At 42.8% G+C, this 15691-nt stretch carries 18 protein-coding genes; 12 read left to right on the forward strand and 6 right to left on the reverse strand.

The annotated features are described in order from the left end of the window. Window positions 1–512 (reverse strand): IS607 family transposase (locus tag NWP21_RS08915; RefSeq protein WP_280792412.1); only part of this gene is annotated, 512 nt, incomplete at its 3' end. Window positions 513–605: 93 nt separating this feature from the next. Continuing rightward, window positions 606–1136 carry a DUF4330 domain-containing protein gene (locus tag NWP21_RS08920; protein ID WP_280792413.1) on the reverse strand — a complete coding sequence of 177 codons (531 nt, stop codon included), beginning with the start codon at window positions 1134–1136 and terminating at the stop codon, window positions 606–608. Between the two features lie 142 nt (window positions 1137–1278). Between NWP21_RS08920 and NWP21_RS08925 the strand changes: the two genes are divergently transcribed. Then, a complete protein-coding gene (locus NWP21_RS08925; RefSeq protein ID WP_280792414.1) occupies window positions 1279–2130 on the forward strand; it encodes a M48 family metalloprotease in 852 nt (283 codons plus the stop codon). A 19-nt stretch (window positions 2131–2149) separates the two neighbouring features. On the opposite strand, the gene NWP21_RS08930 is transcribed toward NWP21_RS08925, so the two are convergent. Next, window positions 2150–2908 carry a metallophosphoesterase family protein gene (locus NWP21_RS08930; protein ID WP_280792415.1) on the reverse strand — a complete coding sequence of 253 codons (759 nt, stop codon included), beginning with the start codon at window positions 2906–2908 and terminating at the stop codon, window positions 2150–2152. 122 nt (window positions 2909–3030) lie between these two features. Here NWP21_RS08930 and coaE point away from each other — a divergent pair, with 122 nt between their 5' ends. Then, the gene (gene coaE, locus NWP21_RS08935; protein ID WP_280792416.1) at window positions 3031–3633 is read left to right on the forward strand and encodes a dephospho-CoA kinase; all 603 of its coding nucleotides are present in this window, start codon (window positions 3031–3033) and stop codon (window positions 3631–3633) included. Window positions 3634–3728: 95 nt separating this feature from the next. Beyond that, window positions 3729–4241 carry a universal stress protein gene (locus NWP21_RS08940; RefSeq protein ID WP_280792417.1) on the forward strand — a complete coding sequence of 171 codons (513 nt, stop codon included), beginning with the start codon at window positions 3729–3731 and terminating at the stop codon, window positions 4239–4241. A 186-nt stretch (window positions 4242–4427) separates the two neighbouring features. On the opposite strand, the gene NWP21_RS08945 is transcribed toward NWP21_RS08940, so the two are convergent. After that, window positions 4428–5591: an ABC transporter ATP-binding protein gene (locus NWP21_RS08945; RefSeq protein ID WP_280792418.1), complete on the reverse strand. Its 1164-nt coding sequence runs from the start codon at window positions 5589–5591 to the stop codon at window positions 4428–4430. Window positions 5592–5870: 279 nt separating this feature from the next. Here NWP21_RS08945 and mrdA point away from each other — a divergent pair, with 279 nt between their 5' ends. Continuing rightward, on the forward strand, window positions 5871–7667 hold the full coding sequence (mrdA, locus tag NWP21_RS08950) for a penicillin-binding protein 2 (protein WP_280792419.1): 1797 nt from the start codon (window positions 5871–5873) through the stop codon (window positions 7665–7667). A gap of 20 nt (window positions 7668–7687) precedes the next feature. Continuing rightward, window positions 7688–7951, forward strand: coding sequence for a hypothetical protein (locus NWP21_RS08955; protein ID WP_280792420.1), 264 nt, complete (start codon window positions 7688–7690; stop codon window positions 7949–7951). 124 nt (window positions 7952–8075) lie between these two features. On the opposite strand, the gene NWP21_RS08960 is transcribed toward NWP21_RS08955, so the two are convergent. Beyond that, entirely contained in the window at window positions 8076–8876 is an 801-nt protein-coding gene (locus NWP21_RS08960; RefSeq protein ID WP_280792421.1) for a D-alanyl-D-alanine carboxypeptidase family protein, read from the reverse strand. A 100-nt stretch (window positions 8877–8976) separates the two neighbouring features. On the opposite strand from NWP21_RS08960, the gene NWP21_RS08965 reads away from it, so the two are divergent. After that, window positions 8977–9894 carry an AEC family transporter gene (locus NWP21_RS08965; RefSeq protein ID WP_280792422.1) on the forward strand — a complete coding sequence of 306 codons (918 nt, stop codon included), beginning with the start codon at window positions 8977–8979 and terminating at the stop codon, window positions 9892–9894. Window positions 9895–9924: 30 nt separating this feature from the next. Beyond that, window positions 9925–11160, forward strand: coding sequence for a chromate efflux transporter (gene chrA / locus NWP21_RS08970; RefSeq protein WP_280792423.1), 1236 nt, complete (start codon window positions 9925–9927; stop codon window positions 11158–11160). 2 nt (window positions 11161–11162) lie between these two features. On the opposite strand, the gene NWP21_RS08975 is transcribed toward chrA, so the two are convergent. After that, window positions 11163–11690: a phosphoribosyltransferase gene (locus NWP21_RS08975; protein WP_271732876.1), complete on the reverse strand. Its 528-nt coding sequence runs from the start codon at window positions 11688–11690 to the stop codon at window positions 11163–11165. A 71-nt stretch (window positions 11691–11761) separates the two neighbouring features. Here NWP21_RS08975 and NWP21_RS08980 point away from each other — a divergent pair, with 71 nt between their 5' ends. The 5 genes from NWP21_RS08980 to NWP21_RS09000 all read left to right on the forward strand — a co-directional run. After that, a complete protein-coding gene (locus tag NWP21_RS08980; protein ID WP_280792424.1) occupies window positions 11762–13213 on the forward strand; it encodes an MFS transporter in 1452 nt (483 codons plus the stop codon). 86 nt (window positions 13214–13299) lie between these two features. Beyond that, window positions 13300–13707: a hypothetical protein gene (locus NWP21_RS08985; RefSeq protein ID WP_271732872.1), complete on the forward strand. Its 408-nt coding sequence runs from the start codon at window positions 13300–13302 to the stop codon at window positions 13705–13707. A gap of 89 nt (window positions 13708–13796) precedes the next feature. Continuing rightward, window positions 13797–14300 (forward strand): hypothetical protein, encoded by a 504-nt coding sequence (locus tag NWP21_RS08990; protein ID WP_271732870.1) that lies wholly within the window; start codon window positions 13797–13799, stop codon window positions 14298–14300. Between the two features lie 68 nt (window positions 14301–14368). Beyond that, window positions 14369–15148, forward strand: coding sequence for a photosystem II S4 domain protein (locus NWP21_RS08995; protein ID WP_271732869.1), 780 nt, complete (start codon window positions 14369–14371; stop codon window positions 15146–15148). A 260-nt stretch (window positions 15149–15408) separates the two neighbouring features. Continuing rightward, on the forward strand, window positions 15409–15691 hold a 283-nt coding region (locus NWP21_RS09000), incomplete at its 3' end, for an FAD-dependent oxidoreductase (RefSeq protein WP_280792425.1).

The raw sequence follows: 15691 nt of genomic DNA on the forward strand, positions 1-15691 counted from the left end.
ATTAAGTCCTCGACTAATTCCTGTTGTGGAGATAGTGATTCTTGATTTGCTACAATAATTTCACATCCTACCGATGTAGCTAGTTCAAGGATGAAATCAAAAGCAAATCGGCACATTCTATCTTTATGAGCCACAACAATCGTTGAAATTTCGCCTTTTAACATCGACATCATTATTGACAGAAATTTTTTTCTTTTAAAATTTAAACCTCCACCAATTTCTGATACCCAATCATCAACAGATAATCCTCTATTTAAACAAAAAGTTTCCATTGCAGCTATTTGATTTTTTAGTTCCGGTTTTTGCCCACTAGATGATACCCGACAATAAACTACTACTTTTCGTTTTGATTCAATAGGTTTCAGTCCTTGGGCTATCAATAAGTCATCTTCAGTATAAAAACGATGCCCTGATAATGTTCTTTTAGCAGGAAGTTTCCCAACTGAATCCCATCGTTGTAATGTCTTGACTGACACCCCAATTTTCTTTGCAAACTCATGAGGTTTAAACATAAATACATTTATAGGTTTGTAGATAAGTGTATGGGTTTGTCTATTTAATTGTCAACTAGGCTACTACTCCCGCTAAAGCGGGAGATGTTCCCATTAATCTTTGACTCTGACATCGATCACTGTAGAATTAAAGTTATAGTTAAAACCTTCTAATTCAAAGGTTGTACCTATTTTAACTTTGCTATTACCTAATACTGGACCAGTATCAGTAATTTGGGCTTTACCTTCTAGGGTTAAAAGCATATCTGTACTAAAGTTATTAGTTCTAGGATCTGGTAATTCTTTCACGGATCCATCAGGTTGGGAAACTGTCACGGTTCGCGGTAGTAGTTGCACGGATTTGATGCTAATCTGACCGTAGGGTTGATTCCGAATAATAACGTTAGTTTTACCCCCTTTGGTGAATCCGGCCTCAAATAAACGTTGAGGGTCGCGTACATTTAAACCGCGAACGGCTAAGTCAACTTCAATGGGTACGGTTTTCGTACCGATTTGGGCAACAGAACCCGTGGTTCCAGGAAAAATAAATATACCAACTATGACTAGTAGTATTACTAGTGCCGCCCCTAAATCAAGTAAGTTGATTTTACCAAACAATCTTCCTTTGGAATCTAAAATAGTCATCAGAACTTTTCCTATGAGATCATTTATCAGGAGAATACTGAGAATTATACTAGCTACTAACCCTAGCTTTGTTTATAGGCTCAGGTGCAACTTATAGAGGGATAAGTTCGTCCTGTTATTTATTGCATTACAGTTAATGATCATGAATTGTCAAGCTTTTTTTGCTCACCATGGGTGGCGGCGTCGCTGGTTTTATCCCTTGATTGCCGTGATTGTTGCTCTGAGTGTGTGCCTAAGTACACCCCTGCCGGGAAGGGCGTTTGATATCCGCTCTCTTCTGTTCCGGGGAATACAGGTAATTCAGATATCTAATATGTCTGATGCTCAGGAAGTGGATCTGGGTCGGCAGATGAATCAGCAGTTACGCAGTAGTAATATTCGCTTTAGCCGCAATTCTCAAATTAATCAATATGTCGAACAAATTGGCCGGCGTTTGGTAGCTAATAGCGATCGCCCTCAGCTTCCCTTCACCTTTCAAGTAGTTGAGGATAACACCATCAATGCCTTTGCTACCTTGGGGGGGTTTGTATATATCCATACAGGTTTAATCAAAGCCGCAGATAATGAAGGGCAATTAGCCAGTGTAATTGCTCATGAAATTGGTCACATTGGCGGTAGGCACTTAGTCAAACAGATGCGCCAAAGCACCATCGCTAGTGGTCTAGTTTCAGCCGCAGGTTTAGATCGTAATACCGCAGTGGGAATTGGTATAGAACTGGCACTCAACCGTCCCCGCAGTCGTCAAGATGAATTTGATGCCGATAACCGAGGTTTACAAGCTCTGACAGCGGCTGGTTATGCCCCCTCGGCTATGGTTTCCTTTATGGAAAAGCTGATGCAACGTGGCGGGTCTGTACCGACATTTTTAAGTACTCATCCCGGTACAGGCGATCGCATTAATGCCCTCCAAAGTTCTATTAATGCCCAACCTAGCAATCAGGGTGACGGATTAAATCATGCTGCTTATCGCGCCCAAATCCGCAGCATACTTTAGTAAAAATGTCAATGATCAACTAGGCTCGCTGCTTATGGCGGCGAGTGGCTATTTTAGCAGGTTGAACCATGACCACCCCTTCTGCTAAGGGTAAGGTGCGCAGAGAATTATTAAAAATGTTGACTTGATAAATTATGTTATTTGTAGCGTCCAATCCAGTCAACCAGCCACTACGGGGATGATAAGCACCAGTATCTATATTGAGCCATCCCTGACCTTGTGCCAGTTGACCAGGGGCAACTCCTGGTAAAGTGAAGGTGATGGTATGACCGATGATAATCAGTTTATTAGTAAAGTAGGGCTGTTCAATGCTGTGAAATTGGTCGCGTATCCAGCAAAACTGCTCGGCTGTTTGTGCGGCTAAAGGTAGCTCCGGGTCAACCCCAGCATGAGTCAGCCAAATGTCCCCCAAATCCAGGTACAGGGGTAAAGATTCCAACCATTCCAAATGTTGTTTAGGAATAGTACCTTTTTCGTAACTGGCTATAGTTGCTTGACCCCCACCATACAGCCATGCTTGCATTGCTGATGTAGAAATGTGATCACCGGTGACAATCTTGAAAAACATCTGTTCATGATTTCCCAGTAGACAACCATAATTATTTTCCTTGACAAAATTAACCACATGTGAGCTTTTCGGACCGCGGTCAACTAAGTCTCCTAGAAAATAAACTTGATCTTCTGATGTGGGGGCGATGAACTCCATTAATTTCATCAACCCATCGTAGTGTCCATGTACATCCCCAATAATAATTCGACGTTGGCTAGTTTCGATCATCGGCTCTGAATCTCTCAAGAGTTTGACTGAGTTGTCTGGTTTCCGCAAAGACTAATAAATAACATTTAATCAAGTATAGTTTAATCTTAGTTGAATTGCCGGCTTTGAAGTTAAAATGACTTATGGATAAACGCATCATTGGCTTGACTGGGGGTATTGCTACAGGCAAAACCATTGTTGCCAATTATTTGGCTACGGCTAAGAATATACCTATTTTTGATGCAGATATTTATGCTAGGGATGCTGTAGCTATAGGTTCCCCCATTCTCCGGGCGATCGCCGGACGTTATGGCCAAGAAATTTTACTCCCAGATGGTAGCCTGAATCGAGAACAACTGGGTGCAATTATCTTTACCCAGTCAGATGAACGCCAGTGGGTAGAAAGTTTGATACATCCTTATGTAGTCCGTCGCTTTCAGGAAGCCATGGACAAATCACCATCACCAACATTGGTGTTAGTTATCCCTTTGTTATTTGAAGCTCAGATGACTGATTTAGTCACAGAAATCTGGGTTGTGTGGTGTTCGCAATCACAGCAACTGCAAAGACTAATGCAGAGAAATAATTTAACTCCACAACAAGCCCAAACCCGCATTAATAGCCAGTTATCTCTAGAAGAAAAAGCATCGCGTGCAAATGTGGTGTTAGATAACTCTTCCACCCCAGCATCTGTGTGCAAACAGGTGGATATTGCTTTGGCTATGACTACCACAAATAAGCTATAATGTGGAACTGGAAAAATGACAATAATTTTAAACTTTTTTACTGGATATAAGAAACTACAATTGGGATGAGTTAATTATAGTCAGGAATGTGAAGTATGTATCAGAAAATCTTGGTAGCTGTGGATCAATCAGAAACGAGTCAATATGTCTTTGAACAAGGTGTATTTTTAGCAAAAGCCTCTGATGCGGAACTCATGCTCCTACACGTACTATCCCCATTAGAAGACCCCTATCTCAGCCCTGTATTTACACAACCAGATACCATATATCCATCTGTGCAAACCGCACCTGTTGAGAGTTATATGCGAGAGTGGGAAGAACTAAAAAAACAGAGACTAGACTGGTTGCGATCGCTGAGTGATACAGCAACTAATGCCGGTGTAAAAGCAGGGTTTACCCAAAATCTCGGTGATGCTGGGAGGATAATCTGTGAAGTAGCTCGTAATTTGCCTGCTGACTTAATTATAGTTGGTCGTCGCGGTCGTACTGGCATCAGTGAGTTCTTGCTAGGCAGTGTCAGTAATTATGCACTACATCATGCTCCTTGCTCAATGTTGATTGTACAGGGACGTATTCCTAGTAACACAAAAATGCCAGAGACAGTATAGATACTGGCAAAAAGTTTCATGTCCTTCGCGTCTTAGCGTCAGACTGAAAAATGTGGTTGATTTACCTGACAATACCTGTAAGTAAAGTCATTGCGGCTGCTGAGTTTGAATATAAAAGCCAAAATTACCAACCATGATCCATAACTCAGCAACCGCCAAAATTCCAGATTTCTTACAGACTGTTAGCTAAGACTTCTTCAAACCTCCACGGACATCAGTACAATTCCTGAAAGCTATACAGTCATTTTTCATCCACCAAGCATAAATAGGTATGTCACGCTCTGGTAAACTGCCAAAAGTATTTGGCTGGAAAATATTGATACTGATACCATTTAGCAAATCCACAACATAACCAAGGTGGGTTCCTAAATACATAACCTGATTCAGCCGTCCTGGAAAACAGTTAGTTAATATACTCGGACGATAAAGGGAAAGTTGGATTTTTTCGGGACGGACGCTCACCACTACGGTTTGTGATAATTCACTTGGTGTTTTTTCTGTGCGGTCAACCGTAATTTTCAGTCCCGTTGTGGTCTCAACTTCTATTGATGACGAACCTACATAAATGATTTTACCACTAAATAAATTATTATCCCCAATAAAATCAGCCACAAAGGGGGTTTGGGGATGTTCGTAAATCTCTTGTGGAGTACCAACTTGCTCAATTTTACCTTGATTCATGACGGCGATGCGATCGCTCAAAGACATAGCCTGTTGCTGATCTTGTGTCACCATGATCATGGTTAGTCCTAAATGTTTATGTAAATTCCACAGTTCCAACTGCATCTCCTGACGTAGCTTCCAGTCTAAAGCTCTCAAAGGTTCATCTAGCAGTAAAACAGTGGGACGATTGACTATAGCTCTGGCTAAAGCTACCCGTTGCTGTTGAGCAGTAGAGAGTTGACCGGGAAAGTGCGATCGCAAATCTGCGATTTTGACCAGCATTAAAGCCTCTTGAACCCTGGTGGCGATTTCTGATTTGGGGAGTTTTTTGTGAACACGCAATCCAAAAGCCACATTATCCCATACATTCATATGGTTAAACAAAGCATAGCTTTGAAAAACAGTATTTACGGGTCGGCGATCAGCAGGGACATTAGTCATCTGGTGTCCCTGAATAAACACCTTACCAGCATCAGTCATCTCCAACCCAGCTATCAAGCGTAGTATAGTTGTCTTACCACAACCAGAAGCACCGATAATAGTTAAGAATTCTCCCTGTTTAATATCCAAATCGACCCCATTAACTGCTGGTTTCTGGTTAAAAAACTTGAACACATAACGCAGTTCAACGTCCAACGGCTGAGATTTTGTAATTTGATCATGATTGTGGGTGAGAGTTTGAGTCATAATCCCTGGTAGAATGCGCTGATTTGAGACTCCCTGTGCCTTTAGGGCTGGGTTATCTGACAAGATGCTATGAAAAATAGCACTTATGTTATCTTTGCACTCATTGTTGTTACACCCAAGACAGAGACTTCAAAGCGGGTAGAAATAGAAAATGATAATTTGACTCTCCGACTATTGTATAACCGTGGGGAGTGTCAAAGAACGCCATAGTTGAGGTGGTGTCTTGAGACTGGAGAGTGTTAATGTGTCAGTTAATGTAGACTATTGAAACTGGGTGTTATGACTTTATTGCAGCCATCCCGACTACCCCTAAAAAATAATACACGTACGGTTGGACGAGATTTTCAGCCCATATTTTTAATTGCATTCACCCTCTTAATGACAAGTATAATAGGTGTGCGGTTAGCAAACTTGCAAATTGTTGAAGGAACAAACCATCGAACCAGAGCAGAAGCTAACCGGGTGCGGATCATTCCCAAACAACCAGTAAGGGGTAATATTTTTGACCGAAATGGCAAGGTTTTGGCTAGTACTCGTTATCCTCGTTCTGTATACTTGTGGCCAATGGCCCACAGAAAATCTGGTTGGTCTGTTGTCGGTTCACGTTTAGAGAAAATTCTGAATATCCCCCGCGAAGAAATAGAAAAAAAATTACAAGAGGCTGGCCCAAACTCTTCTTCACTAATTCCCATTGCTCGTGACCTGAATGAAGCCCAACTAACTGCCCTAAAAGAGTATCACAAGGAACTCAAAGGCGTAGAAATACATACGGAAGCAGTTCGCTACTACCCCCATGGTCAGGAATTAGCCCATGTCCTGGGCTATACACGAGAATTAACTGCCGAACAGCTACAACAGAAGCGGGAGTTAGGCTATCGATTAGGAGATGTCATTGGTCAGATGGGGGCTGAAAAGGTTTACGAAAATACTCTGCGGGGTGAATGGGGCGGTCAGCAAGTAGAAGTAGACCGCGCCGGTCGTCCGGTTCGAGTATTGGGAGAAAAACCAGCAAAGTCCGGTAGTGATTTAAATTTAACTATCGATTTAAATCTGCAAATAGCCGCAAACAAAGCTTTAGGCAAGTATAATGGTGCAATTGTAGCACTTGATCCCAACAATGGCGAGGTCTTAGCCATGGTATCTCGCCCCACCTTTGACCCCAATATCTTCTCTAAACAAAAACTCTCGCAAAAAGACTGGGAATCTGTCCAAGGTGCCAACCATCCTTTAGTAAATCGCGCTCTGAGTGCTTTTCCTCCCGCCAGTACCTTCAAAATTGTCACTACAGCCGCAGGATTGGAATCGGGGAAATTTTCTCCCAAAACCACACTCCAAACCTACGGTTCTTTAACTATTGGTGGGATCACATTTGGTGAATGGAACCACGCCGGATTCGGCCCTTTAGGTTTTGTGGGTGCAATGCAATGGAGTAGTGATACTTTCTTTTACCAAATTGCTCAAGCAGTGGGTGGACCCACTTTAATTGAATGGACTCGTAAATTTGGATTTGGTGAAAAAACTGGCTTTGATTTTGCTGCCGAAGAAACCAGGGGTTTAGTCCCAGATGACGACTGGAAACGCAAACATCGAAATATGCCTTGGACTGTGGGGGATACGGTGAATATGTCAATCGGCCAAGGTGCTTTATTAAGTAGTCCTTTACAAGTTGCGGTCATGTTTGCAGTTCCGGCTAATGGTGGCTACCGAGTCCAGCCCCATTTACTCAAAGATAATCAACCAGCCGCAAACTGGCGAAAACTTATCAAAATGAAGCCGACAACCATTCAAATTCTCCATGATGGATTAAGGAAGGTGATTACTCACGGTACTGCTCAAGTTTTAAACAAGCCTACACTCCCTCCCGTCGCTGGTAAAACCGGTACAGCTGAAGCATGGCAAAATCGGGTGAAAAAAAATCACGCTTGGTTTGGTGCTTACGCTCCCGTAGATCAACCGGAAATCGTCATCGTTGCTTTTACTGAACATTCTGGCGGTGGTGGTGGTAGTCTTGCAGCTCCGATGGTTTTAGAAATTCTAGAAGACTACTTTAAACGCAAGTATCCTGGTAAGTATTAAAACTGGGGGACTAAATAATCTTGGCTCGTAGTCAAGACTTGAGTCTTGACTACAATACTCCTGACCCTATAGGGGCTACAGCCATTACTCAGAGCTTTAACACCACTTTAAGCCAAACATTAGATAACTTAGCACCCTATTTTAATATTCATTTATTTTTAGTAGATAAGTTTGAGGCGCTGCAAGAACTGAGTAATGGTCAAAATGATGACGGGTGTAACGATTTCACCACTCCCCTAAGTGGCGTAATTAATCCAGTGTCTCCTGATGAATATTTCTTTTAGGATGACATTCATCCGATCCACTAAAGCTCATCAAGTAATTGCTGAAACCTTCATAAATCAAGTCCATGAGGGTATCTTTGCTGGTTTAATTGGCTATGGGGCGACATGAGAAAATGCTCACCCCTCATGGTTTGGGGTTTAAATTTTTGGCTTTGTAGAATAATTCTAGACTATGGCGATCGCCCACAAAACGCCAGTGCCAAGGTTCATAACTGACACCTTGGGGGTTATTTTCTCCAAAGGACAGTTCAAAACCAAAACGGGCTGCATTTGCTTCTAACCAGCGAAAAGCCCTGGTATTTTCAAAATTGCTTTGGAGATTAGTAGCTGGTGCTGCGCCATCACCTATATCCACAGCATAGCCTGTATGATGTTCACTATGTCCAGGGGGCGCACTCAAAGCCGCCCTTTGGGCCGGGGTTTGATTACGCCTAGCACCAATAGCAAAAAATAACTGTTCCTGCTCTTCCACGGAGCGGAACCCAGAAATTGGCACTAAAATTACACCCTCACGCCGCGCCGCTTGAGCCATAGCCAGATACCTTTGAGCCGCTGCTGTGCGCAACCTAATGCGCCCATCGGCAGTAATTGCTAACAGTTCTGACTGCGGCGCTTCTGGGTATCTCAAATGACCTAAGAGGGCATCGACATTATTATCTTGACTATTGACAGAATCCCCAGGTTGTGCATCTACATTCTGAGGTGAGGAGGAATCAACATCAGCCCTAGGTGAGATCACAAAGAACCACAAACCAGCAATTAAACCCACTAGAATAAACCCTGCGAGTCCCCCCATCACCAAAACTAGATTCTGCACAGGCGGTTGGGCTCTACTCTCAGGGACATCCCGTAAAGCCACGGGAATATCTTCACTAGGGTCGCCTGATAACTGATGGGCTTGTTTAGAAAACCGGGCTTTACTCAAGAGACATCTCCTGTTTTTGTGCAATATTTATCAAAAATTGTAGACTGGGGAGATAAACATCTTCAGTACCATTCATATCTATATATTCCAGGGCGCAATTTTGGCTAACCTCCTAGAACTATACTTTAAACTGGTGGGATTAGTCCTAGTAGGTTTTATCCTGGGACGCAAACTACCTCCTACGGTTCCTACTCGTGTCGGTCAAGGGCTATTTTGGGTAGGAGTCCCCATAAGTATTATTGCTTTTCTCCGCAAAGCCGACCTATCAGGACAGATTTGGATTGCTCCGGTTATCGCCCACTTAGCCATTTTTTTAGGGGCATTTTTGGCTTGGTGGGCGATGAAAGGTCAAGCCTATTTGACCAAAAACATCCACCACAAATCAACACAAGGTAGTTTACTCCTAGCTGCAATGGTTGGTAACACAGGTTACCTGGGTTTCCCCATCACTCTCGCATTATTAGGTCAGGAATACTTTGCCTGGGCTTTATTTTACGATATGTTGGGATCACTTTTTGGGGCCTATGGCTTTGGTATAGTATTAGCATCTCATTTTGGCGGTAATATCAGGAATTACGGGCAAATTACCCAGTCAATTGTCGTGAATCCTGCTCTGTGGAGTTTCGCCTTGGGCTTGCTATTTCGCCAAGTTACCCTCCCGATCATTTTTGAATATAGCCTAGAAATATTAGGTTGGATTGTAGTTAGTTTAACTTTAGTGTTAATTGGCATGAGGCTGTCTAGCCTAAATTCTTGGCACAGGCTACCGGATGCGGGTATCAGCTTAACTATTAAAATGTTAATTGTTCCCTTATTCATTGGTAGCACCTTGCCACTCTGGGGGGTGACTGGTAAAGCCGCACAAGTAATTTTACTACAAATGGCTATGCCTCCAGCATTTGCCACATTAATAATTGCCGAAACTTTTAATCTTGACCGTGATCTGGCGGTGACTTCTTTAGCACTGGGGTGTATACTACTACTAGTTACTCTCCCCATTTGGCTGTGGCTGTTTTGATTGATATCTGCTCCTACTGATTAACCAGACATGAATCAACAAAGTAATCATAAATCTATAGACTCACAGCCTAGGTTATCGGCTCGGTTGCTCGAACTAGCTCAATTATTTCTCAAGCTGGGTTTAACTGGCTTTGGTGGCCCCCAAGCTCATATTGCCATGATTCATGATGAGTCTGTGGTGCAGCGGGGTTGGTTTACCGAGGAGGAATTTTTAGCCGGGGTCGCGGTTTGTGAAATGTTACCAGGTCCGGCTTCTACCCAGATGGGAATTTATACCGGATACCTGCGGGGGGGAATTTTGGGGGCTTTGGTGGCGGGGATTTGTTTTATTCTCCCCGCTTTTGTGATTGTCCTAACTTTGTCTTGGGCTTATTTTCGGTTTCAGGGTATACCACAGATTGAAAATTTGTTTCTGGGAATTACCCCGGTAGTAATTGCGATTATTTTCGGCTTTTGCTGGAAGTTAGCCAAACGAGCTATTACTGATTATCCAGGTATTGCGATCGCCATCACGGTTTTTGTGGTTACTGTACTATTTCCCCTCAATGTATTGTGGCAATTCTTGTTAGCGGGGATGGTAGGCTTAGTTATTTACCCCCCCGCTTCCACTGCTTGGCTAGTTCCCCTTGTACCCCTGATGCAAATGTTACCCCACACCATGGCAATGGTAACTAGTAAAACCCTAACATTATCCAGCTTTTGGGGACTAGAACGGATTCAAGAGTATTATTTAACCCTAACAATATTCTTCTTGAAGGTGGGTAGTTTTATCTTTGGCGGTGGGTTAGTAATTATCCCCCTCCTGGAGTTAGAAGTAGTTAATCAATTTCATTGGTTAACCCCCAGGGAATTTATCGACGGTGTTGCTATTGGCGAATTTACTCCCGGTCCTGTAGTCATTACCGCCGCATTCATTGGTTATAAGGTGGCTGGGGCTTTGGGGGCTTTAATCTCTTGTGTAGCAATTTTTACGCCATCCTTCCTATTCATTATGGGGGCTGCACCCCTGTTAGTACGCATTCGTCAAAACCCCTGGATTCGCAGCTTTTTGCGCGGGGTAACCCCTGCGGTTCTAGGAGCGATCGCAGCTGCAGCCATTCCCCTGGCAAAAACAGCCATAATTCAAGATACCCCGGTTCGCTCCGTGTTCGCGTTGATAGTCGCCATTTTAGCTTTAATTGCCCTAGTCCGCTTCCGCCGTCCCACATGGCAATTAGTCCCTACTGGGGCCATCCTGGGTTTGATAGCTGGGGCTATAATTTAATACTAAAAATTACCCAATAATTGAGTAATTTTACTGTTTATTTCTGCCGGTGTCATATGTTCATAATGTTCAAAGGGTTGATGAATCCAGGGGTTATCGGGCAGATAATCAACGTAATAATCAGGTTGGAAACCAGAACAGGCTTTATACCAAATCACAGCCGTGCGAATTTCCACAACATTAAAATTACTAGTTTCCTTCAGCCAAGGTATAGTTTCCTCAAGGGTGATTCCCGAATCTACCAAGTCATCAACTAGGAGAATCTGGGAACCTAATTTTTCCGTAGTCATCGTTATATGACGAGCCAGAGTTAAATTACCCCTTTCCTGCTTCCCAGAACCACTGTAAGATGATGTAGCTAAAATTGCCAAAGGCTGCTGATATATCCGGGAAATAATATCCCCCACTCGCAGTCCCCCCCTAGCAAGACAAACAATCTGGTTAAATTCCCAACCTGATTGATAAATTTGGGCCGCTAGGCGCTCAATTTTTTGGTAATAATCTGACCAAGAAATGTAAAGGTCTGACATAAAGGCGGTGATGTTTAGGTGATACTGAAGCAAGTATAAATCAAGTATAAATTTTATATCTTAGTATGAGCATGAATGATTCTGTTGATGAATACCCCCCAATTAACCCCGAAAATCAAAAGCTGGATCTAAAAACTAAGCTAGCTTATGGCGCTGGAGATTTAGGGACAGCAGTTACTGGTAATATTTCTATATTTTTTCTCCTGGTTTTTTTTACCAATGTTGCGGGGATTCCCGCCGGGTTAGCTGGTAGTATTTTGATGATTGGTAAAGTTTGGGATGCCATCAACGATCCCATGATCGGCGTGTTATCCGACAGAACTAAATCCCGTCGCTGGGGTCGTCGTCTCCCTTGGTTAGTCTATGGGGCTATTCCCTTTGGGATGATTTTTTTATTACAGTGGATTGTACCACGTTTTACCACAGACCCCACTACTAATATTTGGCCTTTATTTTGGTATTATGTTGTAATTGGGTTAATCTCCCAAGTATTTTTTACCGTTGTTGGTTTGCCCTATGCGGCAATGACCCCAGAACTGACTCAAGATTATGATGAACGTACTACCTTGAATAGCTTTCGCTTCGGGTTCTCTATTGGTGGTAGTATTTTGTCTTTGCTCCTAGCACAAATTATTTTTTCTACTATTAGCGATCGCCAACAACAATACTTAATTTTAGCCGCAGTGTGTGCGGTAATTTCCGTTTCCGGGTTATATATATGTGCTTTTGGAGTCCGTCACCGCGTCTTAGCTTTTGAAAATCAACGCCACCAAGGACAACAACCCGTATCTATACCCTTCTTAGCACAACTAAAAATCGTCTTTAATAATCGACCCTATCTATTTGTGATTGGGATTTATCTTTGTTCTTGGCTAGCAGTACAAATCACAGCCACCACCATACCTTATTTCGTCGTCAACTACATGGGTCTGAAAGACTCCGATATTCCCACCACCATGATTGCAGTCCAGGGAACAGCTTTACTCATGTTATTTGTCTGGGGTGGTTTGAGTAAAAAAATCGGCAGAAAAGTAGTTTATTTTCTGGGTATGAGTTTATGGATATTAGCCGCAGGGGGTTTATTCTTTTTACAACCCGGACAGGTAGGTTTAATGTATTTTATGGCCATCATGGCTGGTTGTGGGGTATCCACAGCTTATCTGATTCCCTGGTCACTAATTCCAGATGTGATTGAGTTAGATGAACTGCAAACAGGACAACGCAGAGAAGGTATTTTTTATGGCTTTATGGTGTTACTGCAAAAATTAGGTTTAGCTCTGGGAATATTTTTAGTGGGTAACGCCTTAGAAGCATCTGGTTTTCAAGCAGCTATACCCGGAAAAACCACCCTACCCATACAACCAGACTCAGCATTATTAGCCATCCGCTTCGCCGTAGGTCCACTACCAACAATTTTCTTGATTTCTGGCTTGTTTTTGATCTATTTTTACCCAATCAATCGGGAGATTTACGCACAGATGATGATGAATTTGCAAGCACGTCGGGAAAAGAGCAACAGTTAAATTGATTAGGGTTGGTAAAGAACAAAAAATCAAATATTATAGCTGGATATTGCTATATTTAGATTTTAAATGACTTTCAATATTCTATGACCAAAGTTACATCCCAAGAAATTGCCCTGTTTCGTTCTCAGTTAGCTGATGATTCCAGCGCGATGGAAGCCCTAGACTTGATTGAAGATTGTGATGGAGACTTAGAAGATGCAGCGATGAGCTTGGCTATCCGAGCAGGACAAGAACCAGGAATCACTAACTCTGAGTGGTTAGATGCTATGGCCAGAAAATGGCGATCGCTAATTTGTCAACAGGAATACCGCGAAGATTTGTTAAGTAGCTCTGTGGTCAGGATCATGGAACGTCTCAAAAAAATGCCCAGTTTTCCTGAGAGTTTGGCTACACCAGTTCTGATATATGTTCTCAAGCAAGGTGTCACAGATTTTTGCGCCCCTATGGATACACCAACCCCGCCACAATGGAATAATGGTAATATGTCCTGAATCTCTCAACTTAGGAGCTTAATTGTGGCAGCACTGATACTCTATAATTAGAACATAAGAACTTTTATCAAACCATTATTATTGCTTCCATGAATTACCTTATTGCTGTATTACCAGACCGCATTCAAGCCGAAGCCGCTTACTTAGCTCTAGAAGCAGAAGGTATACAAAGCACTATTCTGGGTAGGGGTTATAAAACCGCTGATGAGTTTGGCTTGGTTGACCCCAAAGAGCAAGCGCAAAAGCAAGCTAGGCTGATGTCATACTGGTTAATACCATTTGGTTTTTTTGCAGGTTTTACCTTTAGTTTAATTACAGGTTTAGATACTTTCCCTTGGGCCGGGGAAATTGGTAACCACGTCCTTGGGGGACTGTTAGGCGCTGTGGGTGGCGCTATGGGTAGCGTGTTTGTCGGTGGTGGTGTTGGGTTACTCCTCAGTGGTGATGCTTTACCCTACCGCAATCGTTTAGATATGGGTAAATACATAGTTGTGGCTCAGGTGTCTGAGGCTATTAGCCGCCAAGCAACCAGGATTTTACGGAAATTTGACCCGGAAAATATCCAGGGGTATGCTGATACATCTGGCACTTAGAAATTAACTATGCAAAATTTTCAAACAAAAAGATTTGAAACCTTACCACAAATTTTACCATTCACATCATGTTACCCAGAGAAGAACTGTTAAAGGGTGTAGAAAATCGTGATACTATCGCCCGTGTGATTGATCAGGCTGAACAAGCTATTAAAACTTGGGAAGTGGTTTTAACTGATTTTTTGTCACCCCCAGAATTAGCAGAAATTAACCGCGTATTTAGTCGGTTAACAGATGTACAATTAGTAGGGTGGGGAGGTTATCCCCAAGCAGAACGCCAAAGAATGGCGATCGCTCGCTCAGAACTTCCTTTAGATCAATCTCAAGTTGACCTTGTAGCTTTAGAAATTGCTGGTAATTTTCTGTTCGATACCGCTACCCACCGGGACTTTTTAGGCGCAATGTTGGGAACCGGTATAGTCCGGGAAAAAACCGGGGATATTATCGTACTCGGAGAACGGGGAGCCCAAGCAATTGTTATACCAGAGTTGGCAGAATTTTTACAAATGAATCTGCAACAGGTGCGCTCAGTTCCGGTGAAAACTCAAGTGATTGATCTCACGGAGTTAAAAGTTAGGGAACCTAAAAAGAAAGAACTAACTAGCGTCGAAGCTTCCCTGCGATTAGATGCGATCGCCTCCGCTGGTTTTGGAATGTCCCGCAGTAAAATGGTCACTTTTATTGAGAGTGGTGATGTCCGCGTTAATTGGAAAGACGTTAATCAAGCTAGTTCTCAGGTGAAATCAGGGGACTTAATCGCTATTCGCGGTAAGGGACGTTTAGAAGTAGGGGAAATTGCTGTAACCAAAAAAGAGCGTTATCGAGTCCAATTAACCAGATATATGTAACAGATCCCCGACTTCTTCCATAACCTAGGGACTTATTGAATATTTGGGAGAGAAGTCCGGGATCTTGCACCCCCCCCACAGATCCCCGACTTGTAGCTCAAGATAATCAAACACATGATTTTCTAGTCAGATTTATCTGACTTTAGCTATTAGACGGGGGTTTATAACCCCCGGTTCCCCGTGTAGCATAAAACGGAATTTTTCAACCCAGGGCGATCGCTTTAGGTATTATAATGGTGCTATGCCCTCTCGAATAAACCATGACTTACACACCTGATGATGTTTGGCGCTTATTAGGTGAGTTGATTGTAGCTCAAAAGGAAACAGAGCGCCGCTTTCAAGAAACAGAGCGGTTATTAAAAGAACAATCTCAAGAAACAGAGCGGTTATTAAAAGAACGATCTCAAGCAACTGATAAGCAGATTAAACAGGTAAGTCAACAACTGGGTAAGTTAGGTAATCGTCTAGGGGAGTTTGTAGAATGGCAAGTACGCCCTGCTGCGGTAAGATTGTTTCGAGAACGGGGTATTGATGTCCATGAAC

This window comes from Anabaenopsis sp. FSS-46 (assembly GCF_029891665.1).
Classification (GTDB): Bacteria; Cyanobacteriota; Cyanobacteriia; order Cyanobacteriales; family Nostocaceae; genus Anabaenopsis; species Anabaenopsis arnoldii.

Coding starts and splice junctions, on each gene's coding strand:
- NWP21_RS08920 (WP_280792413.1), bottom strand. CDS start 1,136: ATGACTATTTTAGATTCCAAAGGAAGATTGTTTGGTAAAATCAACTTA.
- NWP21_RS08925 (WP_280792414.1), top strand. CDS start 1,279: ATGAATTGTCAAGCTTTTTTTGCTCACCATGGGTGGCGGCGTCGCTGG.
- NWP21_RS08930 (WP_280792415.1), bottom strand. CDS start 2,908: ATGATCGAAACTAGCCAACGTCGAATTATTATTGGGGATGTACATGGA.
- coaE (WP_280792416.1), top strand. CDS start 3,031: ATGGATAAACGCATCATTGGCTTGACTGGGGGTATTGCTACAGGCAAA.
- NWP21_RS08940 (WP_280792417.1), top strand. CDS start 3,729: ATGTATCAGAAAATCTTGGTAGCTGTGGATCAATCAGAAACGAGTCAA.
- NWP21_RS08945 (WP_280792418.1), bottom strand. CDS start 5,591: ATGACTCAAACTCTCACCCACAATCATGATCAAATTACAAAATCTCAG.
- mrdA (WP_280792419.1), top strand. CDS start 5,871: ATGACTTTATTGCAGCCATCCCGACTACCCCTAAAAAATAATACACGT.
- chrA (WP_280792423.1), top strand. CDS start 9,925: ATGAATCAACAAAGTAATCATAAATCTATAGACTCACAGCCTAGGTTA.
- NWP21_RS08975 (WP_271732876.1), bottom strand. CDS start 11,690: ATGTCAGACCTTTACATTTCTTGGTCAGATTATTACCAAAAAATTGAG.
- NWP21_RS08980 (WP_280792424.1), top strand. CDS start 11,762: ATGAATGATTCTGTTGATGAATACCCCCCAATTAACCCCGAAAATCAA.
- NWP21_RS08985 (WP_271732872.1), top strand. CDS start 13,300: ATGACCAAAGTTACATCCCAAGAAATTGCCCTGTTTCGTTCTCAGTTA.
- NWP21_RS08990 (WP_271732870.1), top strand. CDS start 13,797: ATGAATTACCTTATTGCTGTATTACCAGACCGCATTCAAGCCGAAGCC.
- NWP21_RS08995 (WP_271732869.1), top strand. CDS start 14,369: ATGTTACCCAGAGAAGAACTGTTAAAGGGTGTAGAAAATCGTGATACT.